26 protein-coding genes are annotated in these 22,903 nt (G+C 74.2%); 19 read left to right on the top strand and 7 right to left on the bottom strand.

What is annotated here, in order from left to right; genetic code table 11:
- The first annotated feature begins 27 nt into the window (after window positions 1-27).
- From ACI79V_RS15640 to ACI79V_RS15700, 13 genes are all read left to right on the top strand, one after another.
- The gene (locus ACI79V_RS15640; RefSeq protein WP_456890578.1) at window positions 28-1,311 is read left to right on the top strand and encodes a glycosyltransferase family 4 protein; all 1,284 of its coding nucleotides are present in this window, start codon (window positions 28-30) and stop codon (window positions 1,309-1,311) included.
- A complete protein-coding gene (locus ACI79V_RS15645; RefSeq protein WP_456890579.1) occupies window positions 1,308-1,784 on the top strand; it encodes a hypothetical protein in 477 nt (158 codons plus the stop codon). Before ACI79V_RS15640 ends, ACI79V_RS15645 begins: the two co-directional genes overlap by 4 nt.
- Before the next feature lie 118 nt (window positions 1,785-1,902).
- A complete protein-coding gene (locus tag ACI79V_RS15650; RefSeq protein ID WP_456890613.1) occupies window positions 1,903-2,127 on the top strand; it encodes an AtpZ/AtpI family protein in 225 nt (74 codons plus the stop codon).
- Entirely contained in the window at window positions 2,124-2,951 is an 828-nt protein-coding gene (gene atpB / locus ACI79V_RS15655; RefSeq protein ID WP_456873749.1) for a F0F1 ATP synthase subunit A, read from the top strand. Before ACI79V_RS15650 ends, atpB begins: the two co-directional genes overlap by 4 nt.
- A 95-nt stretch (window positions 2,952-3,046) precedes the next feature.
- Entirely contained in the window at window positions 3,047-3,274 is a 228-nt protein-coding gene (atpE, locus tag ACI79V_RS15660; protein WP_029432783.1) for an ATP synthase F0 subunit C, read from the top strand.
- 49 nt (window positions 3,275-3,323) lie between these two features.
- The gene (locus tag ACI79V_RS15665) at window positions 3,324-3,905 is read left to right on the top strand and encodes a F0F1 ATP synthase subunit B (RefSeq protein WP_456890580.1); all 582 of its coding nucleotides are present in this window, start codon (window positions 3,324-3,326) and stop codon (window positions 3,903-3,905) included.
- Window positions 3,905-4,723 carry a F0F1 ATP synthase subunit delta gene (locus tag ACI79V_RS15670; protein ID WP_456890581.1) on the top strand — a complete coding sequence of 273 codons (819 nt, stop codon included), beginning with the start codon at window positions 3,905-3,907 and terminating at the stop codon, window positions 4,721-4,723. The genes ACI79V_RS15665 and ACI79V_RS15670 overlap by 1 nt, the downstream gene beginning before the upstream one ends.
- A 59-nt stretch (window positions 4,724-4,782) precedes the next feature.
- Window positions 4,783-6,507, top strand: a complete 1,725-nt coding sequence (atpA, locus tag ACI79V_RS15675) for a F0F1 ATP synthase subunit alpha (RefSeq protein WP_456890582.1) — start codon at window positions 4,783-4,785, stop codon at window positions 6,505-6,507.
- Between the two features lies 1 nt (window position 6,508).
- Complete coding sequence (locus tag ACI79V_RS15680; protein ID WP_456890583.1) at window positions 6,509-7,453, top strand: F0F1 ATP synthase subunit gamma; 945 nt, start codon at window positions 6,509-6,511, stop codon at window positions 7,451-7,453.
- A gap of 84 nt (window positions 7,454-7,537) precedes the next feature.
- A complete protein-coding gene (atpD, locus tag ACI79V_RS15685; protein WP_456890584.1) occupies window positions 7,538-8,974 on the top strand; it encodes a F0F1 ATP synthase subunit beta in 1,437 nt (478 codons plus the stop codon).
- A gap of 364 nt (window positions 8,975-9,338) precedes the next feature.
- Window positions 9,339-9,551: a hypothetical protein gene (locus ACI79V_RS15690; RefSeq protein ID WP_456890585.1), complete on the top strand. Its 213-nt coding sequence runs from the start codon at window positions 9,339-9,341 to the stop codon at window positions 9,549-9,551.
- Window positions 9,552-9,737: 186 nt separating this feature from the next.
- Complete coding sequence (locus ACI79V_RS15695; protein ID WP_456873743.1) at window positions 9,738-10,127, top strand: F0F1 ATP synthase subunit epsilon; 390 nt, start codon at window positions 9,738-9,740, stop codon at window positions 10,125-10,127.
- A 31-nt stretch (window positions 10,128-10,158) separates the two neighbouring features.
- Window positions 10,159-10,560 carry a DUF2550 domain-containing protein gene (locus tag ACI79V_RS15700; protein ID WP_456890586.1) on the top strand — a complete coding sequence of 134 codons (402 nt, stop codon included), beginning with the start codon at window positions 10,159-10,161 and terminating at the stop codon, window positions 10,558-10,560.
- Here the strand turns inward: ACI79V_RS15700 and ACI79V_RS15705 are convergent.
- A complete protein-coding gene (locus ACI79V_RS15705; protein ID WP_456890587.1) occupies window positions 10,557-11,159 on the bottom strand; it encodes a cob(I)yrinic acid a,c-diamide adenosyltransferase in 603 nt (200 codons plus the stop codon). The two genes, ACI79V_RS15700 and ACI79V_RS15705, sit on opposite strands and share 4 nt — an antisense overlap.
- Window positions 11,160-11,218: 59 nt before the next feature.
- Here ACI79V_RS15705 and murA point away from each other — a divergent pair, with 59 nt between their 5' ends.
- A complete protein-coding gene (gene murA / locus ACI79V_RS15710) occupies window positions 11,219-12,499 on the top strand; it encodes a UDP-N-acetylglucosamine 1-carboxyvinyltransferase (RefSeq protein WP_456890588.1) in 1,281 nt (426 codons plus the stop codon).
- Here murA and ACI79V_RS15715 read toward each other — a convergent pair whose 3' ends face one another.
- Window positions 12,500-12,832 carry a hypothetical protein gene (locus ACI79V_RS15715; RefSeq protein ID WP_456873739.1) on the bottom strand — a complete coding sequence of 111 codons (333 nt, stop codon included), beginning with the start codon at window positions 12,830-12,832 and terminating at the stop codon, window positions 12,500-12,502. It lies immediately after the preceding gene.
- 126 nt (window positions 12,833-12,958) lie between these two features.
- On the opposite strand from ACI79V_RS15715, the gene ACI79V_RS15720 reads away from it, so the two are divergent.
- The gene (locus ACI79V_RS15720; RefSeq protein WP_456890589.1) at window positions 12,959-14,977 is read left to right on the top strand and encodes a protein meaA; all 2,019 of its coding nucleotides are present in this window, start codon (window positions 12,959-12,961) and stop codon (window positions 14,975-14,977) included.
- Here ACI79V_RS15720 and ACI79V_RS15725 read toward each other — a convergent pair.
- Window positions 14,974-15,756 carry a YqjF family protein gene (locus ACI79V_RS15725; protein ID WP_456890590.1) on the bottom strand — a complete coding sequence of 261 codons (783 nt, stop codon included), beginning with the start codon at window positions 15,754-15,756 and terminating at the stop codon, window positions 14,974-14,976. The genes ACI79V_RS15720 and ACI79V_RS15725 overlap by 4 nt on opposite strands.
- On the opposite strand from ACI79V_RS15725, the gene ACI79V_RS15730 reads away from it, so the two are divergent.
- Window positions 15,757-16,530 carry an enoyl-CoA hydratase-related protein gene (locus tag ACI79V_RS15730; RefSeq protein ID WP_456890591.1) on the top strand — a complete coding sequence of 258 codons (774 nt, stop codon included), beginning with the start codon at window positions 15,757-15,759 and terminating at the stop codon, window positions 16,528-16,530.
- A gap of 1 nt (window position 16,531) precedes the next feature.
- Here ACI79V_RS15730 and ACI79V_RS15735 read toward each other — a convergent pair whose 3' ends face one another.
- Window positions 16,532-17,350 (bottom strand): hypothetical protein, encoded by an 819-nt coding sequence (locus tag ACI79V_RS15735; protein ID WP_456890592.1) that lies wholly within the window; start codon window positions 17,348-17,350, stop codon window positions 16,532-16,534.
- Window positions 17,351-17,433: 83 nt separating this feature from the next.
- Here ACI79V_RS15735 and nucS point away from each other — a divergent pair, with 83 nt between their 5' ends.
- The 3 genes from nucS to ACI79V_RS15750 all read left to right on the top strand — a co-directional run bounded on the left by nucS (window position 17,434) and on the right by ACI79V_RS15750 (window position 20,275).
- Window positions 17,434-18,105, top strand: a complete 672-nt coding sequence (nucS, locus tag ACI79V_RS15740; protein ID WP_456873734.1) for an endonuclease NucS — start codon at window positions 17,434-17,436, stop codon at window positions 18,103-18,105.
- A gap of 75 nt (window positions 18,106-18,180) precedes the next feature.
- The gene (locus ACI79V_RS15745; protein WP_456890593.1) at window positions 18,181-19,962 is read left to right on the top strand and encodes a 3-hydroxyacyl-CoA dehydrogenase family protein; all 1,782 of its coding nucleotides are present in this window, start codon (window positions 18,181-18,183) and stop codon (window positions 19,960-19,962) included.
- Window positions 19,963-20,068: 106 nt separating this feature from the next.
- The gene (locus tag ACI79V_RS15750; protein ID WP_456890594.1) at window positions 20,069-20,275 is read left to right on the top strand and encodes a hypothetical protein; all 207 of its coding nucleotides are present in this window, start codon (window positions 20,069-20,071) and stop codon (window positions 20,273-20,275) included.
- A 19-nt stretch (window positions 20,276-20,294) separates the two neighbouring features.
- On the opposite strand, the gene ACI79V_RS15755 is transcribed toward ACI79V_RS15750, so the two are convergent.
- The 3 genes from ACI79V_RS15755 to ACI79V_RS15765 all read right to left on the bottom strand — a co-directional run bounded on the left by ACI79V_RS15755 (window position 20,295) and on the right by ACI79V_RS15765 (window position 22,875).
- Window positions 20,295-20,972 carry a class F sortase gene (locus ACI79V_RS15755; protein WP_456890595.1) on the bottom strand — a complete coding sequence of 226 codons (678 nt, stop codon included), beginning with the start codon at window positions 20,970-20,972 and terminating at the stop codon, window positions 20,295-20,297.
- Window positions 20,969-21,838, bottom strand: a complete 870-nt coding sequence (locus tag ACI79V_RS15760) for a DUF4397 domain-containing protein (RefSeq protein WP_456890596.1) — start codon at window positions 21,836-21,838, stop codon at window positions 20,969-20,971. Before ACI79V_RS15760 ends, ACI79V_RS15755 begins: the two co-directional genes overlap by 4 nt.
- Before the next feature lie 110 nt (window positions 21,839-21,948).
- Window positions 21,949-22,875 (bottom strand): hypothetical protein, encoded by a 927-nt coding sequence (locus ACI79V_RS15765; protein WP_456890597.1) that lies wholly within the window; start codon window positions 22,873-22,875, stop codon window positions 21,949-21,951.
- Window positions 22,876-22,903: the final 28 nt, after the last annotated feature.

Consider the following 22,903-nt stretch of genomic DNA (forward strand, 5'->3'; position numbering starts at 1 on the left):
CCGCGCGGGGCCGGGCGGGGCTGAGCCGTGCGCGAGTACGCCGTCGTCCTGCTCACGGCGGGCCTGGTCACCTTCCTCGCCACCCCGGTGGTGCGGGTGGCGGCGGTGCGGCTGCGGATGATGGCCGCGCCACGCGAGCGCGACGTGCACGTGATCCCCACCCCGCGCGGGGGAGGGGTGGCCATGTACCTCGGGGTGGCCGCCGCGGTGCTCGTCGCCACCCGGCTGCCGGCCCTGCAGCGCACGTTCGACGACTCCCAGACCGCCGCGGTGCTCGTCGCCGGCGGCCTGATCTGCCTGCTCGGCGTCCTCGACGACAAGTGGGGCCTCGACGCGCTCACCAAGCTGACCGGCCAGATCGCCGCGGCCGGCGTCATGGTGCTGCTCGGCGTCCAGCTGGCCTTCCTGTTCCTACCGGTGGCCGACATCGGGACCCTCTCCTTCGGGCCGGACGTCGGCGTGCCGCTGACGATCCTGCTGACCGTCGTGACGGTCAACGCGCTCAACTTCATCGACGGCCTCGACGGGCTGGCCGCGGGCGTCTCGGCGATCGCCGCGCTGGCCTTCTTCGCCTACAGCTACAACCTCAGCATGGTCGGCTACGACGAGGTGGCCAGCGCCCCGGCGCTGATCACCGCCGTGCTGGCCGGCGCCTGCCTGGGGTTCCTGCCGCACAACTTCAGCCCGGCGCGGATCTTCATGGGCGACTCCGGGTCGATGCTCGTGGGGCTCATGCTCTCGGCGGCGGCCGTCAGCGCCACCGGCCGGGTCGACGCGCAGACCTTCGACTCCGCGGCCAGCCTGCTGCCGCTGGCGCTGCCGCTGCTGGTGCCGATCGCGGTCCTCTCGATCCCGTTCACCGACCTCGTGCTGGCCGTCGTCCGGCGGACCCGCCGCGGGCAGTCGCCCTTCTCACCCGACAAGATGCACCTGCACCACCGGCTGCTGGCCATCGGCCACTCCCACCGCCGGGCGGTGCTGACCATGTACTTCTGGGCGGCTCTCCTGTCCTTCGGCGCGGTGGCGCTCTCGATCACCGGCGGGACCGCGGAGCTGCTCGTCGTGATCGGGGTGCTGCTCGCCGTGGGTGTCGTCGTCGTCCTCAGCCCGCACACCCGGCGGGCGGCCCGGGAGGCCCGGGCGGCCGAGATCGCCGCCCAGCGACGGCGCAGCCGCGCCGCGCACCCCACCGCCCGCGCCACCCGCAGCAGGCAAGGCCGGACCGCCGGGCCGGAGGGCGCCCCCGTGCCGCCGTCGCCGCAGGGGGCGACGGCGCCGCGCGCGGCCGGTGCCGGTCAGGGGTTCCGGTGAGCGCGCCCCGCCCCGCCCCGGAGGTGCCCTGGGACCTGTCGTTCCTGCGCGTCGGCGCCCTGGTCACCGGCGCGGTCGCCGCCGTGGCGGCGCTGGTCGCCGGGCTGGTCGCCGGCTGGGCCGACGCCGTGGGCGTGCTCGTGGGAGCCGCGGTGGTGACGGCGTTCTTCGTCGTCTCCGGTGTGGTCATCGCCTGGGCGGGCCGGATCAACGACACCTTCACGCTCCCCGCGGCGCTGGGGACCTTCTTCGTCAAGGCCGTCGTCCTGTTCGGCATCCTGAGCGCGCTCCCCGAGGACGGCTGGCTCGACCGGCTCACGATGGCCTGGGCGGTCATCGTGGGCGCTCTGCTGTGGAGCGTCGTCCAGCTGCGCTGGGTCTGGACCCGGCCGCTCTACTACGTCACCCCGCCCGCGCCGCCCGGTCGGGCGACCCTCCCCCCGGCACCGGACGGGCCCGCGACACGCGGCTGATAGTGTCCCGGCGATGGCCGAGGACGACCCCGTGCGCGGGGACCCCCGGCCTCGATCTGCGCGACCATCCGCTCCCCGGGGTAGTGGTGCCGAGACCGGCTACGCCGTCATCGGGACGATGATCTCCGGGATGGCCGTGTGGGGCGGGGCGGGCTGGTTGCTCGACCGGTGGTTGGACACGCGGGTGTTCCTGCCGGTCGGGATCCTCCTCGGCATCTCGGCGGCCATCTACCTGGTCGTGAAACGGTACGGCGGGCTGCCACCGACACCCGGTGCACCCGAGAAGAGCGACAGCCCGGGCGGACGACGGAGCCGGCCCAGGACGCAGAAGGGACAACGGTGACCTCCAGCGCCCTCGCGCTCGCAGACGTGCTCGCGGTCGAGGAGAGCAGCGGGGACGGTTTCCAGGCCCCCGGTCTCAGCGAGTTCTACCCGGAACCGATCGCCGAGTTCTCGGTGCTCGGCATCGACTTCGCCATCACCCGCATCACGCTGATCCTGTGGATCGCCACGCTGGCGATGCTGGTCTTCATGGTGGCGACGGTCCGCAGGCCGCAGATCGTCCCGGGCAAGCTGCAGTTCGTCGGCGAGAGCGGCTACTCACTTGTCCGCGACGGCATCGCGCGCGACGTCGTCGGTCCCAGAGGCCTGCCGTTCGCCCCGTTCCTCGCGTCGCTGTTCTTCTTCATCCTCGCGAACAACCTGATGGCGATCATCCCGTTCGCGCAGATCTCGCCGATGTCGCTGTTCGCGTTCCCGCTGGTGCTCGCCGGCATCTGCTGGGTCCTCTACATCTACATCGGCATCCGCGAGCAGGGCGCCGGCCGCTACTTCAAGGACATCCTGTTCCTGCCGGGCGTGCCCAAGCCGATGTACGTCCTGGTCACGCCGATCGAGATCCTGCAGAACTTCGTCGTGCGGCCGTTCACCCTCGCGGTCCGGCTCTTCGCCAACATGTTCGCCGGCCACATGCTGCTGGTCGTCTTCTCGCTCGGCGCGGTCTACCTGTTCAGCCGGGACAACTTCTCGATCGTGTTCGGTCCCGTCTCCGCCCTCATGGCGATCGTGATGACGTTCTTCGAGCTGCTGGTCATCTTCCTGCAGGCCTACGTCTTCACCGTGCTGATGGGGACCTACCTCAACGGCTCGATCGAGGCCGAGCACTGACGGCCTGACCCGCACCACCCGGACCGCACCACCCGCACGACCCCCGCAAGCCGCCCGGCGGACACCGGGCGACGACACAGGAGGAACACCCCGTCATGGATCTTCTCGCTGAGCTGACCGGCAGCATCGGCTCCGTGGGCTACGGCCTCGCCGCCATCGGCCCGGGCATCGGCGTCGGCATCGTGTGGGCCGCCTACATCCAGGCCACCGCCCGGCAGCCCGAGTCGGCCGGTCTGACCCGTACCTACGCCTTCCTCGGGTTCGCCCTCTCCGAGGCGCTCGCGCTGATCGGCTTCGTCGTCCCCTTCGTCTTCGGCACCTGATCCGTAGCTCCAGGCACGGGTCACCGACTCAGACAGGGACACTGAGACCATGAGCATCCTCGCTGCGGAGAGTGCCAACCCGCTGCTGCCGCCGCTGGGTGAGATCATCATCGGCCTGATCGCCTTCGCGATCGTGCTGCTGGTCTTCTTCCGGTTCATCGCGCCGCGCTTCGAGCAGGTCTTCCGGGCCCGCCGCGAGGCGATCGAGGGCGGCATCGAGCGCGCCGAGGCCATGCAGGCCGAGGCGAAGGCCGCGCTGGAGCAGTACCGCGCCCAGCTGGCCGAGGCCCGGACCGAGGCCGCGCAGATCCGCGACCAGGCCCGCGCCGAGGGCCAGCAGATCCTCGAGGAGCTGCGGACCCAGGCGCAGGAGGAGTCCGCGAGGATCGTCGCCCGCGGCGAGGAGCAGCTGGCCGCCAACCGCCAGTCGGTGGTCAACCAGCTGCGCGGTGAGCTCGGCGCGCTCGCCGTCGACCTGGCCGGCCGGGTGGTCGGCGAGTCCCTCGAGGACGAGGCCCGCCGCCGCGGGACCGTCGACCGCTTCCTCGACCAGCTCGACGGCATGAGTGCCGGCGGCGCCTCCGACGGCCGGACCGGCAGCACCGTGTTCGTCCCCGGGTCGGACCGCTGATGGACGCCTCCAGCCGGGAGGCGCTCGCGGTCAGCCGGGAGCGCCTGGCGGCGACGACCCGCGGTGCCGCCGGCCCGGGACTGCTGGCCCTGGCCGAGGAGCTGTTCGCCGTCGCGCGGCTGCTCGACGGCCAGGTCTCGCTGCGCCGCGCGCTGTCGGACGCGTCGGTGAAGCCGGTCGACCGGGCCGGCGTGACCCGCCGGATCCTCGGCGGCCGGGTCTCCGAGGCGACCGTCGACCTGGTCGAGACCGTCGCCCGGCAGCGCTGGTCGCGGCCGCTCGACCTCGTCGAGGCCGTGGAGGTCCTCGCGACCGAGGCGGGGCTGGACGCCGCGGAGGCACGCGGCGAGCTCGAGGGCGTCGAGGACGAGCTGTTCCGGTTCGGCCGGATCGTCGCCGGCGACCCGGAGCTGTCGCGCATCCTCTCCGACGACCGCGCGCCGGTCGCCGGCAAGACCGCGCTGCTCGACCGGCTGCTGTCGGGCCGGGTCAGCCCGGTCTCCGAGCTGCTGCTGCGGAACTCGCTCACCGCGCGGCACGTGGGCAACGCGGAGAACCGGGTCGAGCGCCTCTCGGCGTCGGCGTCGGCCCGCCGTGGCCGGTCGGTCGCCCACGTCACGACGGCGGTGCCGCTGACCACCGCGCAGGAGCAGCGGCTGCAGACCGTGCTCGGCCGGATCTACGGCCGGACCATGGGGCTGCAGGTGACCGTCGACCCGGCGGTGCTCGGCGGTCTCGTCGTCCGCGTCGGTGACGAGGTCATCGACGGCAGCATCGCCAACCGGCTCGAGGCCGCCGGCCGCCGGCTCACCGGCTGACCCGGCGCCCGCCCACCCAGACCACCAGCACCACCTCAGCAGGGAAGAGGACGCGACCCATGGCCGAGCTGACGATCTCCGCAGACGAGATCCGCAGTGCCATCCAGAACTACGTCACCGAGTTCTCCCCGGACGTCTCCCGGGAAGAGGTCGGGATCGTCACCGAGGCCGGCGACGGCATCGCCCGGGTCGAGGGCCTGCCCTCGGTCATGACCAACGAGCTGCTCGAGTTCGAGAGCGGCGTCCGCGGACTGGCCCTGAACCTCGACGTGCGCGAGGTCGGTGTCGTCATCCTGGGTGACTTCGCCGGCATCGAGGAGGGCCAGCAGGTCCGCCGCACGGGCGAGGTCCTGTCCGTGCCGGTGGGCGACGGCTACCTCGGCCGCGTGGTCGACCCGCTGGGCAACCCGATCGACGGCGCGGGCCCGATCGCCACCACCGGCCGCCGCGCCCTCGAGCTGCAGGCCCCCACCGTGGTGCAGCGCCAGTCGGTGCACGAGCCGCTGCAGACCGGCATCAAGGCCATCGACGCGATGACCCCCATCGGCCGCGGTCAGCGCCAGCTGGTCATCGGCGACCGGCAGACCGGCAAGACCGCGATCGTCACCGACACGATCATCAACCAGAAGCAGGCCTGGGCCACCGGCGACCCGGCGCAGCAGGTGCGCTGCATCTACGTCGCGGTGGGCCAGAAGGGTTCGACGATCGCGGCGATCCGCGCCTCCCTCGAGGAGGCCGGCGCGATGGAGTACACGACCATCGTCGCCGCCCCGGCGTCGGAGTCGGCCGGCTTCAAGTACATCGCCCCCTACACCGGCTCGGCCATCGGCCAGCACTGGATGTACGAGGGCAAGCACGTCCTGATCGTGTTCGACGACCTGTCCAAGCAGGCCGAGGCCTACCGCGCCGTCTCGCTGCTGCTGCGCCGCCCGCCGGGCCGCGAGGCCTACCCCGGCGACGTCTTCTACCTCCACTCCCGGCTGCTGGAGCGCTGCGCCAAGCTCTCCGACGAGCTCGGCGCCGGGTCGATGACGGGGCTGCCGCTCATCGAGACCAAGGGCAACGACGTGTCGGCCTACATCCCGACCAACGTCATCTCGATCACCGACGGGCAGATCTTCCTCGAGACGGGTCTGTTCAACTCCGGTGTCCGCCCTGCCATCAACGTCGGCATCTCGGTGTCCCGGGTCGGCGGTTCGGCGCAGATCAAGGCGATGAAGTCCGTCGCCGGGCGACTGCGCCTCGACCTCGCCCAGTACCGCGAGCTCGAGGCCTTCGCCTCCTTCTCGTCGGACCTCGACGCCTCCAGCCGGGCCACCCTCGACCGCGGTCAGCGGCTGGTCGAGCTGCTCAAGCAGGGCCAGTACCAGCCCTACCCGGTCGAGCGCGAGGTCGTCTCGCTGTGGCTGGGCACCACCGGCAAGCTCGATCGCGTCCCGGTCGGCGACGTCCGGCGCTTCGAGTCGGAGTTCCTCGACTACGTGGGCCGCAGCGAGACCGGCGTCTTCGACGAGATCCGCACCTCGCGGGCCCTCGGGGACGACGCCGTCAACAGCCTCGAGCGCGCCGTCACGGCGTTCTACGGCCAGTTCACGACGTCGGACGGCAGCTCGCTGACCGGCGACGACGAGGGCGTCTCCACCGCCCAGGGCGGCGGTACCACCCAGCGTGGCGCCACCACCCAGGGCGGGGCCACCAGCCAGGGCGGCGCCACCACCCAGGGCGGGGCCACCACCCAGGGGGGCGCCACCGCCCAGGGCGCCTCGACGGCGAAGCGGGCCTGACGTGGCCGGTTCGCTTCGCGCGCTGCGGCGCCGGATCCGCTCCACCCAGTCGACGAAGAAGATCTTCTCGGCCCAGGAGCTGATCGCCGGCGCCCGCATCGTGCGCGCCCAGGCCCGGGTGGAGGCCTCCAAGCCCTACGCCCGCGAGATCACCCGCGTGCTGTCGGCGCTGGCGTCGTCGGCGTCGCTGGAGCACCCGCTGCTCAACGAGCGGACCGGCACCCGGCGGGCGGCGGTCCTGGTGGTCACCTCCGACCGCGGGTTCGCCGGCTCGTACAACGTGAACGTGCTGCGCCGCACCGAGGAGCTGCTCGGCACCCTGCGCCAGCAGGGCAAGGAGCCGGTGCTCTACGTCGTCGGTCGCAAGGGGGAGACCTACTACTCCTTCCGCGACCGCCCGGTCGAGGAGACCTTCACCGGGTTCTCCGAGCAGCCGGCCTACTCCGACGCGCAGGAGGTCGGCCGGGCGCTGATTGACGTCTTCGCCCCCGGCGAGGACGCCGACCGCAGCGGGGCGGTGGACGAGGTGCACATCGTCTACACGGAGTTCGTGTCGCTGCTGAGCCAGGTGCCGGTCGCCCGGCGGCTGGCACCGGTCGACACCGAGGAGCTCCAGCGGGAGGACGAGGACTCCGGGGACGGCACGGGCGTCGGCCCCTCCGGCGTGCCGACGTCCTACGAGTTCGAGCCCTCGGCCGACGCGCTGCTCGACTCGCTGCTGCCCAAGTACGTCACCACCCGCATCTACGCGGCCCTGCTCGAGGCGGCTGCCTCGGAGTCGGCGTCGCGCCGGCGGGCGATGAAGTCGGCCTCGGACAACGCCGAGGAGCTGGCCAAGAACCTCTCCCGCCAGGCCAACCAGGCGCGGCAGGCGGAGATCACCCAGGAGATCAGCGAGATCGTCGGCGGCGCCGACGCGCTGGTCAGCGCCGGCGCCGACGACTGACCCCCACCGTCCTCCGCCCCCACCGGGGGCGGAGGACACTGGACTGCGAGACCACCGAGGCCCGAAGGGCAGGAGAGCACCCCCATGACCGTCACCGAGGACCGTCCGACCACCCAGACGACCGGCCGCGTCGTCCGGGTCACCGGCCCGGTCGTCGACGTCGAGTTCCCGCGCGACGCGATCCCGGACCTGTTCAACGCCCTGCACGTCGACGTCACCCTGGCCGACCTGGGCAAGACGCTGACCCTCGAGGTCGCCCAGCACCTGGGTGACAACGTGGTCCGCACCATCTCCATGCAGCCCACCGACGGCCTGGTCCGCGGTGCCGACGTCCGCGACACCGGCGCCCCGATCAGCGTCCCGGTCGGTGACGTCACCAAGGGCCACGTGTTCAACGCCCTCGGCGACTGCCTGGACGCCCCCGGTCACGGTGCCGACGCCCCGCACTGGTCGATCCACCGGCACGCGCCGCGCTTCGACCAGCTCGAGGGCCGCACCGAGCTGCTCGAGACCGGCATCAAGGTCATCGACCTGCTCACCCCGTACGTGGCCGGCGGGAAGATCGGCCTGTTCGGCGGTGCCGGCGTGGGCAAGACCGTGCTGATCCAGGAGATGATCCGCCGCGTCGCCCAGGAGTTCGGTGGCGTGTCGGTGTTCGCCGGCGTCGGCGAGCGCACCCGCGAGGGCAACGACCTCATCACCGAGATGACCGAGTCCGGCGTCATCGACTCGACCGCGCTGGTGTTCGGTCAGATGGACGAGCCGCCGGGCACCCGGCTGCGGGTCGCCCTGTCGGCGCTGACGATGGCGGAGTACTTCCGCGACGAGCAGAACCAGGACGTGCTGCTCTTCATCGACAACATCTTCCGGTTCACCCAGGCCGGGTCCGAGGTCTCCACGCTGCTGGGCCGCATGCCCTCCGCCGTGGGTTACCAGCCGACCCTCGCCGACGAGATGGGCGAGCTGCAGGAGCGGATCACCTCGACGCGGGGTCACTCGATCACCTCGCTGCAGGCCATCTACGTGCCCGCCGACGACATCACCGACCCGGCGCCGCACACCACCTTCGCCCACCTCGACGCGACGACGGTGCTCTCCCGGCCGATCTCGGAGAAGGGCATCTACCCGGCCGTCGACCCGCTGGACTCCACCAGCCGGATCCTCGACCCGCAGTACGTCGGGCAGGAGCACTACCAGGTCGCCCAGACCGTCAAGCAGATCCTGCAGCGCTACCAGGAGCTGCAGGACATCATCGCGATCCTCGGCATCGACGAGCTCTCCGAGGAGGACAAGGTCACCGTGCAGCGCGCGCGGCGGATCGAGCGGTTCCTCTCGCAGAACATGTTCGTGGCCGAGGCCTTCACCGGTCAGCCCGGCTCGTTCGTGCCGCTGTCGGAGACCCTCGAGGCCTTCCGGGCGCTCACTGAGGGCAACTACGACCACGTGCCCGAGCAGGCCTTCTTCATGTGCGGTGGCCTCGAGGACCTCGAGCGCAACGCCGAGAAGCTCAAGCGCGGCTGAGCAAGGACCACCCTTCTCCCCACGCCTCGCAGGCTCGGCGCGGGGCCTTGAAGGGTGGCCGTTCCAGCCCGTCACCACGCAGGACGGCCGGGCACCCCTCGCGGGGGTGCCCGGCCGTCGCGTTCTCCCGGGTCCGCGGGGTGCCGGCAGGGCGGCACCGTTACCCATCCGAGACCTGCGCGGGCCGTTCCGCGTGTGTGCGCCTACGCAGCGTCGGGACCGGCCAGGAAGTGCCCCATCCGGTGGTTCGCAACGGGTGAACCGTGGGCACGACCCTGGCGGATGCACCCTCAAGCGCGGGAGCCTCTCTGCCGATCGAGCAGATGGCGCCCGGAGGGACCGGTCGCGCAGCGCGGGAGAGACGATGGACTGGCTGGACGGGGCGAGCACCCAGAGCGCGGTGGCCGGGCCCACGGTGTGTACACCCGATCCCGGGTGGACCTGGCCGCCGTCGGCTCCCGTCTCGCACGTGACCGACATCCGGTACGACACCGAGGAGTGGGCACCGGCCTCCACGGTCCGCCACCCGTGGGTCCGCGTGGGCCGCTGGACGCTCCTCTACCGCCGGGCCGCCTGAGGGAAGACCACCCTGCCCCCACGCCTCGCGAGCTCGGCGCGGGCCCCTGGAGGGTGGCCGTTCCAGCAGCTCACCCGGCCCGCACCGGGTGCCCCGGGATCACGCGGCTAGAGTGGGCAGGTCCGTCGCCGTGCCCGCCCGGCCGGCGTCCCAGCACCGCAGCGTCGGTGGACCCGGAGGAGTGTCGTGGCGACCCTGCAGGTCGAGTTGGTGGCCGTCGAGCGGACGATCTGGTCCGGTGAGGCCAGCATGGTCATCGCCCGCACCACCGAGGGCGAGATCGGTGTGCTGCCCGGTCACGCCCCGCTGCTCGGCGAGCTGGCGCCCGGCGGCGTCGTCACCATCCGCAGCGCCGACGGCCAGGACGTCGTCGCCGCCGCCCACGGCGGTTTCCTCTCGGTGACCCCGCAGGGGGTGTCCATCCTCGCGGAGAACGCCGAGATCAGCTCCGAGATCGACGTCGAGCGCGCCCGCGCGGCGCTGAGCCGCGCCGAGCAGGCGGGCGACGACCCCGACGCCCTGGCCGCCGCGCGCCGGGCCCAGTCCCGCCTGCGGGCCGCCGGCCAGGCCGTCTGACCCCACCGGACCGAGCCCGCACCGCCCGCCGGTGACCACCGCCCTCCTGCTCCTCGCCGCGGCGCTGGTCCTCGCCCTGGTGGTCGGGTTCCTGCTGCGCCGCCGCCTGCTCCTGATGGGCCTGGGCGCGGTTCCCATGTGGCTGCGCCCGCTGGGCAGCTCCCGCTGGTCGGTGGGGGTCGCCTGGTACGGCGGGGACGCGCTGCTCTGGTACCGCGCGCTGTCGCTGTCGGTGCGCCCGCAGCAGCGGCTGTGCCGGACCGAGTTCCGCGTGGCCGGCCGCCGCGCCGCCGGCCGGGACGACGTCGCCCTGCCCGACGACGCCGTCGTCCTCACCTGCGAGACCGGCAGCGGGCCCCGGGAGCTGGCCATGGACCCCTCGACGGTGACCGGCTTCCTGTCCTGGGTGGAGTCGGCCCCGCCGGTCCACTAGCCGCGGGCGGCCCGCTGGGCGTGCACGCCGCTGTGTGCGCCGGGCTCCCAGAGCACGTCGCCGTCCGGGTTGGCCTCGCGGGCGAGGATGAACAGCAGGTCCGAGAGCCGGTTGAGGTAGCGCGCCGTCTCGGGGTTGGTCCGCTCGCCGTCGGCGGCCACCAGCGCCCAGACGCTGCGCTCGGCCCGCCGCACCACCACCCGCGCCTGGTGCAGCAGCGCCGCGAGGGCGGTGCCGCCGGGCAGCACGAAGCTGGTCAGCGCCGGCAGCGCCTCGTTGTGCGCGTCGCAGGCCGCCTCCAGCCGCTCGGTGTAGGCGGCGGTCACCCGCAGCGGCGGGTGAGCGGGGTCCGGGACGACCGGCGTCGAGAGGTCGGCTCCGACGTCGAACAGGTCGTTCTGCACGCTGCGCAGCAGCTCGACCAGTTCCGGCGACGGCGACCCCAGTGCCAGCGCCACGCCGAGCACGCTGTTGGCCTCGTCGACGTCGGCGTAGGCGACCAGTCGCGGGTCGGTCTTCGCGACCCGGCTCATGTCGCCCAGGTGCGTCTGGCCGGCGTCACCGGTCTTCGTGTAGATGCGGGTGAGCCGGACCGTCATGGCGACCGAGCCTAGGCGGTGGGCGGAGGCGGGTCGCACGCCCGCCGTAGGGTGACCCGGTGCAGTGCTTCGAGGTGACCGGCGGCACGCCGCTCAAGGGCCGGGTCCGCGTCACGGGGGCGAAGAACAGCGCCCTGAAGCTCATGGCCGCAGCACTGCTGGCCCCGGGGCGGACGACCATCGACGAGGTCCCCGACATCCTCGACGTCGCCATCATGAGCGAGGTCCTGCGCCGGCTGGGCTGCGGCGTCGGTTACGAGCGCTCGGGTGAGGCCGGCGGCGGCGGCCGGGTCGTCGTCGACGTGCCCGAGGCCCCGTCCACCGAGACCGACTACGACCTGGTCCGCAAGATGCGCGCCTCGATCAGCGTGCTCGGCCCGCTGGTCGCCCGCTGCGGCAGCGCCCGGGTGGCCCTGCCCGGCGGGGACGCGATCGGCTCGCGCGGGCTGGACATGCACATCTCCGGGCTGGAGCGGCTCGGCGCCTCGATCCACAGCGAGCACGGCTTCCTGGTCGCCAGCGCGCCGCGGCTGCGGGGCACCTCGATCTGGCTGGACTTCCCGTCGGTCGGGGCCACGGAGAACCTGCTCATGGCCGCCGTGCTCGCCGAGGGCACCACCGTCATCGACAACGCGGCGCGGGAGCCGGAGATCGTCGACATCAGCTCGATGCTCACCGCGATGGGGGCGCGCATCGAGGGAGCGGGGTCGTCCACGCTCACCGTCGAGGGCGTCACGGCGCTGGCACCGGTCGCCTACAGCACCGTGCCCGACCGGATCGTGGCCGGGACCTGGGCGATCGGTGCGGTCATGACCCGCGGCGACGTCGTCGTCGAGCGCGCGGTGGCCGAGCACCTCGCCGTCCCGCTGGACAAGCTGGTCAGCGCCGGCGCCACGGTCGAGGTGGTCCCCGACGGCATCCGCGTGGCCATGGAGGAGCGGCCGCGCGCGGTCGACGTCGTCACGCTGCCCTTCCCCGGGTTCCCCACCGACCTGCAGCCGATGGCGGTCGCCCTGGCCGCGGTCTCGACCGGGACGGCGCTGGTCACCGAGAACGTGTTCGAGGGCCGGTTCATGTTCGTCAACGAGCTGGTGCGGCTCGGCGCCGACGTGCGCACCGACGGCCACCACGCCGTGGTGCGCGGCCGCGAGCGGCTCTCCAGCGCCCCGGTGCTGGCCACCGACATCCGCGCCGGTGCCGGGCTGGTGCTGGCCGGGCTGCTCACCGACGGGGTGACCGAGGTGCAGGACGTGCACCACGTCGACCGCGGCTACCCCGACTTCGTCGAGCTGCTGCGCGGTCTCGGCGCGCAGGTCGAGCGGGTCGAGCGCCCGGACTGACTAGGCGGCGGGGAAGGACGCGGCCAGCTCGCGGGCGCGGGCGGCGTCCTCGCGGAACACCAGCACGTCGGCCCGGTGCGCCTCGGGGCAGCGGATCGTCGAGCGGATGCCGGCGTCGGAGAGCACCGCTCGCAGCGCCAGCGCCGACTCCCGGCGGGAGAGGGTGGCCACGCGGGTGAGCAGGCCGTCGTCCGACGGCGTGGGCCGCCGGCGGCGCATCCCGCCCGTGGAGCTGCCCCCGAACGCCCAGCGCATGAACAGCACCAGCAGCACCATGACCACGATCGCGACGACGGGCCCGGCGATGTAGCTGAGACTGCCCGGCTGCAGCATCCCGGCCTCCCTCGGCGATCGGTGCCGGGCCCTCGCGGCCCGGTCGCGCACGATCGAGTGTGCCACCGCCGGAGGCCTCCGGCCGGTGCTGTTACCGGCCAGTAGGTCCCCTTACACTCCGCTGGCATGCCGTTCCCCTCGTCACCGGACGAGCGCGACCGCCCCTGGGTCATGCGCACCTACGCCGGGCACTCGTCGCCGGCCGAGTCCAACTCGCTGTACCGGCGCAACCTGGCGAAGGGACAGACCGGGCTGTCGGTCGCCTTCGACCTGCCGACCCAGACCGGCTACGACCCCGACGACGAGCTCGCCGTCGGTGAGGTCGGCAAGGTCGGCGTCCCGGTGACGCACATCGGCGACATGCGGGCGCTCTTCGACGGCATCCCGCTCGACGGGATGAACACGTCGATGACGATCAACGCCACCGCGATGTGGCTGCTGGCGCTCTACCAGGCGGTCGCCGAGGAGCACGGCCACGACGTCGCGGCGCTGGCGGGGACGACGCAGAACGACATCATCAAGGAGTACCTGTCGCGGGGGACCTACGTGTTCCCGCCCGGGCCCTCCATGCGGCTGATCACCGACATGGTCGCCTACACCGTGACGGCGATGCCGCGGTGGAACCCGATCAACATCTGCAGCTACCACCTGCAGGAGGCCGGCGCGACGCCGGTGCAGGAGATCGCCTACGCGATGAGCACCGCGATCGCGGTCCTCGACTCCGTGCGCGACTCCGGCCAGGTGCCGCCGGAGCGCTTCGGCGAGGTCGTCGCGCGCATGTCCTTCTTCGTCAACGCGGGCGTCCGCTTCGTCGAGGAGATGTGCAAGATGCGGGCGTTCACCCGGCTCTGGGACGAGCTGACCCGGGAGCGCTACGGCGTGCAGGACCCCCGGCACCGCCGGTTCCGCTACGGCGTCCAGGTCAACTCGCTCGGCCTGACCGAGGCGCAGCCGGAGAACAACGTCCAGCGGATCGTGCTGGAGATGCTGGCGGTCACCCTGTCCCGGGACGCCCGCGCCCGCGCGGTGCAGCTGCCGGCGTGGAACGAGGCGCTGGGCCTGCCCCGGCCCTGGGACCAGCAGTGGTCGCTGCGGCTGCAGCAGGTGCTGGCCTACGAGACCGACCTGCTCGAGTACGAGGACCTGTTCACCGGGTCGGTGGTCGTCGAGCGGAAGGTCGCCGAGCTCGTCGACGGGGCGCGCGCCGAGATCGCGCGGGTGCAGGAGATGGGCGGCGCCGTGGCCGCCGTCGAGTCCGGCTACATGAAGGGGCAGCTGGTCGCCTCGCTGGCCGAGCGGCGCCGCCGGATGGAGAGCGGCGAGGACGTCGTCGTCGGCGTCAACCGCTTCGAGGCCACCGAACCCAACCCGCTGCTGGCCGACCTCGACACCGCGATCCAGGTCGTGGACCCGGCCGTCGAGGCCGCGGCCCAGGAGGCGGTGCGCGCCTGGCGCGCCGGGCGGGACCCCGAGCCGGTGCGGCGGGCCCTCGACCGGCTGCGGGCGGCCGCGGGCACCGACGAGAACCTGATGGCGGCGACCCTGGAGTGCGCCCGCGCCGGGGTGACGACGGGGGAGTGGGCCGGCGTGCTGCGCGAGGCGTTCGGCGAGTACCGCGCGCCCACCGGCGTGGCGGCGGCCACCGGCGGCGGCGAGGCCGACGACACGCTGGTGGCGGTCCGCGAGCGGGTGCGGGCCACCGGGGACGAGCTCGGCGGCCGGCTGCGGTTCCTGGTGGGCAAGCCCGGCCTCGACGGGCACTCCAACGGCGCCGAGCAGATCGCCGTGCGCGCGCGCGACGCCGGCTTCGAGGTGGTCTACCAGGGCATCCGGCTCACACCCGCACAGATCGTCTCGGCCGCGGTCGAGGAGGACGTGCACGTCGTCGGGCTGTCGGTGTTGTCCGGTTCGCACCTGCAGGTCGTCCCGGCGGTGCTGCGCGGGCTGCGGGAGGCCGGGCTCGACGACGTGCCGGTCGTCGTCGGCGGGATCATCCCCGACGGTGACGCCCGCCGGCTGCGCGAGCAGGGCGTGGCCCGGGTGTTCACGCCGAAGGACTTCGGGCTCACCGACATCATGGGCCAGGTCGTCGACGTCATCCGGGACGCGCACGGCCTCGACGAGCGGGTGCCCGCGCCGGCCTAGGAGCGCGGGCCGAAGCGCACGTCGACGCCGGGGGAGAACAGCACGCTGTCCGGCGGGCCGCCGACGCCGGGCAGGCCGGCCGCGGCCAGCAGGTCACCGTCCCAGGCCAGCAGCTCGGCGCGGTGCAGCGGCCAGGCGGGGTGCTCGTTGGGCCAGTAGACCGTCCGGCCGCGCGCGGTCTGGTGCAGCCCCCACCGGCCGGTGAGGAAGCGCTCGAGCGGGCCGGGGTCGGTGAGCCGCTCGCCCACGCGGACCTCGATCCGCCCCCCGGCCCCGCGCGGGCCGGGCCAGCGCCGGTGCGAGGAGTAGGTGATCCGGTCGCCGTCGCGGGCGATCCGCATCCGCGACCACAGGTAGGGCAGTCCCGCCGCCCGGGCCACCAGGACGGGCAGCAGCCGGTCGGCGTCGAGGGACCGGAAGACGACGCCGCGGCGGCCCCGGTCGTCGACCGAGTACAGCCGCACGTTGGTCTCGAGGAACGAGCCGACCCACGGCAGCCCCGGCGAGCCGAGGACGCCGATGCGCCGCATCCGGAAGGGCACCAGGCCGACCCAGCTCGACCCCGCGTGCACGTCGGGCCGGGTGCCCGGCGGCAGCAGCGGGGCGACGACGGCCGGGTCGACCGCCCAGTGCACGAACGCGACGTCGCGCCAGCCCTGGGTGAACAGGGTCCGCCCCGCGCCGCGCGGCGCGGTGTCGGTGACCGGCTCGGGCAGCACGCCCTCCAGCCTCCCCAGCCACGTTGCCCGGGGCGACCCGGTCGTGGTGAGGTCGCTCACATGACCGCCGAGGGTGCCCCCCGCGTCGAGCGCGACGGGGACGTCGTCCGCATCACGATGTGCCGGCCGCAGCGCCGCAACGCGCTGTCCCGCGACCACCTGCAGCAGTTGCTCGCCGCGGTGACGGAGGTGGGGGAGAGCGACGCCGCCGGGATCGTGCTCGGCGCGGAGGGGCCGGTGTTCAGCGCCGGCCACGACTTCCGCGACGTCCTCGACGCCCCGCTGCCCGAGGTGCGCAGCCTGCTGGCGCTGTGCACCGAGCTCATGCAGACCCTCGAGCAGGTGCCGCAGGTCGTCGTCGCCCGGGTGCACGCGCTGGCCACCGCCGCCGGCTGCCAGCTGGTCGCCTCCTGCGACCTCGCCGTCGCCGCGGAGTCGGCCGGCTTCGCCGCACCCGGCGGCAAGGGCGGCTGGTTCTGCCACACGCCGATGGTCGCGATCGCCCGCAACGTCGGCCGCAAGCGGGCGATGGAGCTGGCGCTCACCGGCGACGTCATCGACGCCCGGACCGCGCTGGACTGGGGGCTGGTCAACCGGGTGGTGCCCGACGCCGGGCTCGACGCCGCCGTCGACGACCTGGTGGCCCGGGCCACCCGCGGGTCGCGGGCGAGCAAGGCGTGGGGCAAGCAGACGCTGTACGCCCAGCTCGACCGGCCCGAGCGCGACGCCTACGCCACCGCTGTCGAGGTCATGGCCGCGGCCAGCCAGATCGAGGGCGCCCGCGAGGGCATGCGCTCCTTCCTCGAGAAGCGCCCGGCGGTCTGGACGGACTGAGTCAGGGAGCCAGGTCGGCGCAGCCGGACTCGTGCGGCAGCACCGGCCGGAACGCGACCGACCAGCGGCTGCCGTCGGCGGTCACCCACGGGGTGAGCACGGTGGCCGAGGCCGCCGCGGCCAGCAGGTCGGCCGCCTGCTGCCCGGTGGCGCTCACGCAGGTCAGCCCGGCGCCGAGCGGGGTGCCGGGCAGGTCGGGGCCGGGCCAGGCGACCTCGGGCTGCGGCAGCTCGGGGTCGCCGCCGGTGTACGGCTGCACGACGGCGGCCACCGTCTGCGGCTCGTAGGTCTCCGTCGCACCACCGCCCAGGCCGGTGAGCTCGTCGGCCAGGTCCTGCAACCGGCCACGGGCCTCGGCCTGCTCGTCGGTCACGGTGTCGTCGGGGGTCTCCGCGAGGGCGTACACCTCCCGCACGGACGTGCCCTCGGCCGTCACGAGCGTGAAGCGGGTGGTCGCCGCGTCGGCCAGCGGCGGCTCGCCGAGGTCGCCGGACCCCGTGACGCCCGCCTCGACCGCGCGGTCGACGAGGTCACGGACGGTCGCCTCGTCGACCCTGGCCACCTGCACGTTCGGCAGCGCGGGCGCCGGCCAGATCGCGATCTGCGGGCCCTGGGTCAGCACCCGGCCGTCGCCGTAGACGCTGACCAGCGGCAGCCGGGTGGCCAGCTCCTCCGGCGTGGTGAACCCGCCGGTGTGGGCGACCTGCAGGACCAGCCCGGCGGGCAGGGGGCCCGGGGACGCCGGCGCGCCGGGGTCGCCACCGCCCTCCGCGCACGCGGTCAGGACCAGCGCCCCGGCCAGCAGGGACGCCGCACGCACCGCCCACGTCGTCGTCACGGTCCTGGCACGCCCGGCCGTCCTCGGCGGTTCCCGTCGTGACCGGACCGGTACCGTCGGCGCCCGTGCGTCTGGTCATCGCCCGCTGCTCGGTCGACTACATCGGGCGGCTGACCGCCCACCTGCCCCTCGCCACCCGGCTGCTGCTGGTCAAGGCCGACGGCTCGGTCTCGGTGCACGCCGACGACCGCGCCTACAAGCCGCTCAACTGGATGAGTCCTCCCTGCAGGTTGGAGGACGAGCTGGTCGACGGGGCGGGCACCTGGACGGTCACCAACAAGGCCGGCGAGCAGCTGGTCATCACCATCGAGGCGGTCGAGCACGACTCCTCGCACGACCTCGGCGTCGACCCGGGCCTGCAGAAGGACGGCGTGGAGGCCGAGCTGCAGCGGCTGCTGGCGCTGCACGTGGAGACGTTCGGCACCGGCTGGCAGCTGGTCCGCCGGGAGTACCCGACCGCGATCGGCCCGGTCGACCTGCTGTGCCGCGACGCCGACGGCGCGACGGTGGCCGTCGAGGTCAAGCGGCGCGGGGAGATCGACGGCGTGGAGCAGCTGACCCGCTACCTCGAGCTGCTCAACCGCGACCCGCTGCTCGCCCCGGTCAAGGGGGTCTTCGCCGCGCAGGAGATCAGGCCGCAGGCGCGGGTGCTCGCCCAGGACCGCGGCATCGACTGCGTGACCGTCGACTACGCCGTCCTCAAGGGCACCGACGACCCCACCCAGCGGCTGTTCTAGGCCCGGCACCCACCGCCGCCGCGGGGCTCCGCGGGTGCGACACTGCCCCGGTCAGCGTCGTGGAGGGATGGCAGCGTGGCCAGAGAACTGACCGAGGTCGGCGTGGTGGGCCTGGGCACCATGGGTGCGGGCATCGCCGAGGTCATGGCCCGCGCGGGCCTGTCGGTGACCGCCGTCGAGGTCGACGAGCAGGCCCTCGAGCGCGGCCGGGCCCACGTCGAGCAGTCCACCGGCAAGGCCGTCGCGCGCGGCAAGCTCGAGCCCGCCGACCGCGACGCCATCATCGGGCGGATCCGCTTCAGCACCGCGCTGGAGGACCTGTCCCAGGCCGAGCTGGTCGTCGAGGCCGTCCCCGAGCGGATGGAGCTCAAGACCGAGCTGTTCGCGAAGCTGGACAAGATCTGCCCGCCCGACACCATCCTGGCGACCAACACCTCGAGCCTGTCGGTGACCGAGCTGTCGGTGGCCACCGGCCGGCCGAGCAAGGTCATCGGCATGCACTTCTTCAACCCGGCGCCGGTCATGAAGCTGGTCGAGGTCGTGCGCACGGTGGTCACCGAGCCCGCGGTCATCGAGGACGTCGAGGCCCTCGCCGCCCGGCTGGGCAAGGTCGACGTCACCATCGGCGACAAGGCCGGCTTCATCGCCAACGCGCTGCTGTTCGGCTACCTCAACCACGCGGTCGCCATGTACGAGAACCGCTACGCCAGCCGCGAGGACATCGACGCCGCCATGCGGCTGGGCTGCGGCCTGCCGATGGGGCCGCTGGCGCTGATGGACCTCATCGGCATCGACACCGCATACGAGATCCTCGACACGATGTACAAGCAGTCGCGCGACCGGCTGCACGCGCCCAGCCCGATCATCAAGCAGATGATGACCGCGGGCCTGCTGGGCCGGAAGTCCGGCCGCGGCTTCTACACCTACGCCGCCCCGGGCTCCGCCGAGGTCGTCCCCGACGAACACACCCCGCGGGCCGGCGGTGCCGCCGAGGGCGCCCGGCCGGTGTCACTGGTCGGCGTCGTCGGCTCGGGCACGATGGCCACCGGCATCGTCGAGGTCGTCGCCAAGGGCGGCTACGACGTGCTGTTCCAGGCCCGCTCGCCGGAGAAGGTCGAGGCGGTGCTGACGGCGCTGCGCCGGTCGCTGGACAAGCAGGTGGCCCGCGGGCGCCTCGACGAGGCCGGCCGCGACGAGGTGCTGGGCCGGGTCCGCGGGACGACGTCGCTGGACGAGCTCGCCGACCGCGACCTGGTCGTCGAGGCCGTCGTCGAGTCGCTGCCGGTCAAGCAGGCGCTGTTCGCCGCGCTGGGGGAGATCGCCAAGCCCGGCGCCGTCCTCGCGACGACGACCTCCAGCCTGCCGGTGATCGAGTGCGCCAAGGCCAGCGAGCGCCCCGGTGACGTCGTCGGCCTGCACTTCTTCAACCCCGCGCCGGTGATGAAGCTGGTGGAGGTGGTCAGCACGATCGCCACCGCCCCCGACGTCGCGGCCACCGCGCACGCGGTCTGCGCGCAGCTGGGCAAGCACGCGGTCTCCTGCACCGACCGCGCCGGGTTCATCGTCAACGCGCTGCTGTTCCCCTACCTCAACGACGCGGTGAAGATGCTCCAGGCGCACTACGCGACCGCCGACGACATCGACGCCGCGATGAAGGTCGGCTGCGGCTACCCGATGGGCCCGTTCGAGCTGCTCGACGTCGTCGGCCTGGACGTGTCGCTGGCGATCGAGCGGGAGCTCTACACCGAGTTCCGCGAGCCCGGCTTCGCGCCGGCGCCGCTGCTCGAGCACCTGGTCACCGCCGGGTACCTCGGCCGCAAGACCGGCCGGGGCTTCCGGGACTACTCCGGCCGCTGAGGTGCCCCGACGGGGACGACGCGGCAGCGGAGGGCGGCCGTCGGGCCGCCCCCCGCTGGCACCCCGGTCCGACCCGGTCGAGGAGGCCGCCGACGGCGACTGGGTCGTGCGGTCCCTGACCGGCGCGGCGAGCACCAAGCCCTACCGCTGCCCGGGCTGCGACCAGGAGGTCCGGCCCGGGACGCCGCACCTGGTGACCTGGCCGGCCTTCGCGCGCGACTCCGACCTCGACCCCTGGGACACCGACTCCGCGGCCGACCGGCGCCGGCACTGGCACACCGCCTGCTGGCGCGCCCGCGACCGCCGTCGGTGACGGCGCCCGGCTCAGGTCCTCAGCTCACCAGGGTCGCGAAGACGACGACGTTGTCCTCGTAGCTGCCCCGCGACCGGTCGAAGGCCCCGCCGCAGGTCACCAGCCGCAGCTGGGCGTCGGGGGTCGGCCCGTAGACCTCCTCGGTCGGGAACGCGCCCTTGGAGTGCCGCTCGACGCGGGTCACCGCGAAGCGGACGGTGGTGCCGTCGGAGCGGTCGACGAGCACCTCGTCACCGGGCTCGATCCCGGCGAGGTGGGCGAACACGGCCGGCCCCCGGGCGGAGTCGACGTGCCCGGCCAGCACCGCGGGCCCGACCTCGCCGGGGACCGGGCCGGCGGCGTACCAGCCGGCCAGGGAGGGGTCGGCCGGCACCGCCAGCGCGCCGGCGGGGTCGAGGCCCAGCTCCACCAGGGCGCTGTCGACGCCGGCCGCCGGTACCCGCACCCGGACGGGGACCGTGGCCGGTGCCGTCGGCTGGGCGGCGAGCACCACCGGTCCGGGGACCGACGCCGCGGGCGCCGTCGCGCCCGATGCCTCCGCCGCCGGGGCAGACGAGCCGGGCACGAGCAGTGCGACCGTCACGGCGCCCAGGGCGAGCACGGTCAGGACCACGGGCAGCAGCGGGCTCCTGCGCCGGTGCGGCGTGCGGTACCGGGTCCCGCGCTGGGGAGCCCGGTGGCGGGCCGGGAGCGTCACCGGCTCCGGGAGGTGGCGGCGTGCCGCGGGCGACCGGCCAGGCGCCGCGCCGTCGCGAGACACACCCCCGCGCCGGCGGCCAGCGCTGCGCCTGCGGTGGTCAGGGCGACGGGCAGCGACACCCCGTCCGGCTGCGCCGCGCCGCCCGCGCCGGCCTCCACGCCGCCGGCCGGGACGACGGCGGTCCCCGCGGCGTCGCGCACGGCCCGCACGGTCAGCCCGCCGCCGGACCGGTCGAGCACCAGCACGCTGTAGACCGACCCCGCGGCCAGCTCGACCGGCAGCTCGGCCGGCTGCCCGCCCTCCGGGGTGACCCCGATGCCCGTAGGGCCGGCGGGCACGTCGACGTAGCCGCTGGTGTCGGCGAAGGCGAGGTCGCCGGCCAGCGACGGCCCGCCGGGCACCCCGACGGCGAGGGCGGGCGCGCTCGCCGCGGCGGCGAGGACCCGCAGCCGGGCCGCCCCGGATGCCGGCGGCGTCAGGTCGTCCTCGAGGACCTCCAGCCCGAGGTCGGCGAACGGGCCGACGCCGGCGACCGTGCGGGCGCTGTCGGCTTCCACCTCGACGGTCGTCGACAGCACCGGTGGGGTGTCCGGGTCGGCGCCCGCGGCCCGCATGCTGACGGCGTAGGTGCCGGCCGGGACGCTCTGGTACTCCGACACCGTGCCGTAGCCGACCGCCGGGAAGACCTGCCCGGCGGCGGGGTCGGCGACCGAGTCGACGTACACGTCGACCGCGGGGGTGTCGGGGGACAGGTGCGCCAGCCGCAGCAGGCCGCCCTCGTCCGCCGTCGCCGTTGCCAGGGGCAGCCCACTCACCGCGGCCGCCAGCGCCGTCACCACCAGGACGCGGCTGGTCCTCGTCACTCGTTCCTCCCCGTGTGCGGTCCCGGTCGCGTCGCAGCGCGGCCGGGGCGTCACTCACGTGTACCCCGCGCCCGCCGGACGCGCACGCCGGGGGTCCGCCGGGCGTGCCGTCAGCCGACGGCGCCGGCGACCAGGCCGTCGGGATCGGAGACGTGGTGGAAGGAGACCAGGACGCCGTCGGCGGTCACCTGCACGTCGTCGGGACGCAGCGGCGGCAACTGGGCGTCCAGCCAGGCGCGCAGCCGGTCGGTCCCCGCCGGGTCGGCCGGCACCGGCGCACCGCCGAAGGCGTCGATCAGCACCCGCCGGGCCGGCGTCCCGGCGTCCTCCTCGCCCGGCAGGGCCGGGAGGGCGGCGATGCCGACCCCCTCGCCCGCGACGAGGCCGGCCAGGAGGCTCAGCACCCGCAGGTCCACCTCCCCGGAGCGCAGGACGGCCGCGACGGCGGGGTCCGCGCCGGTGGTCGGGTTGGCCAGCAGGGCCGCGGCCAGCGACCGCCGCCGCTCGCGTTGCTCGGCCGTGGGCTCGACGGGCCGCGGGTCGACCACCAGGAGGTCGTCGTCGCCGGGCCGGTCGAAGCGGGCGACGACCCGGGAGCCCGGGGGCGCGGGGCCGACGACCGCCAGCAGGGCACCGGGCGGGACGGCGCTCCCGGCCGCGCGGAGCCGGCCGGGCGGCACCCCGCCGGCGATGAGCTCCTCGCGGACGGCGGTGGAGGCGGCCAGGTCCGCCGACGGCGGGAGGGCGGCCGGGAGCCAGTCCGCCGGCGTGGCGGTCCCGGTCGCCGGGTCGCCCGTCCCGGCGGCCGTACCGCCGTCCCCGGTCAGCCGCGGCAGCAGGACCACTGCGGTGGCGAGGACGGCCAGCACGAGGGCCAGGAGGCCGCCGCGGACGAGCGGTCGCCGCAGCGAGGACCGGTCGCGGTGCCGGGCCCGGTGGCCGAGGTGGGTGAGGGCCGCGGCGGGGGCGTCGGCGGGGGCGGCGTGGCGCGGCCCGCCCGCCGCACCGGGGCTCCCCGGTCCGGCGGTGTCAGGCACGTGTCGTGCCTACCCTGTCGCGGCATCC

It is taken from the genome of Geodermatophilus sp. SYSU D00700, from assembly GCF_054050255.1.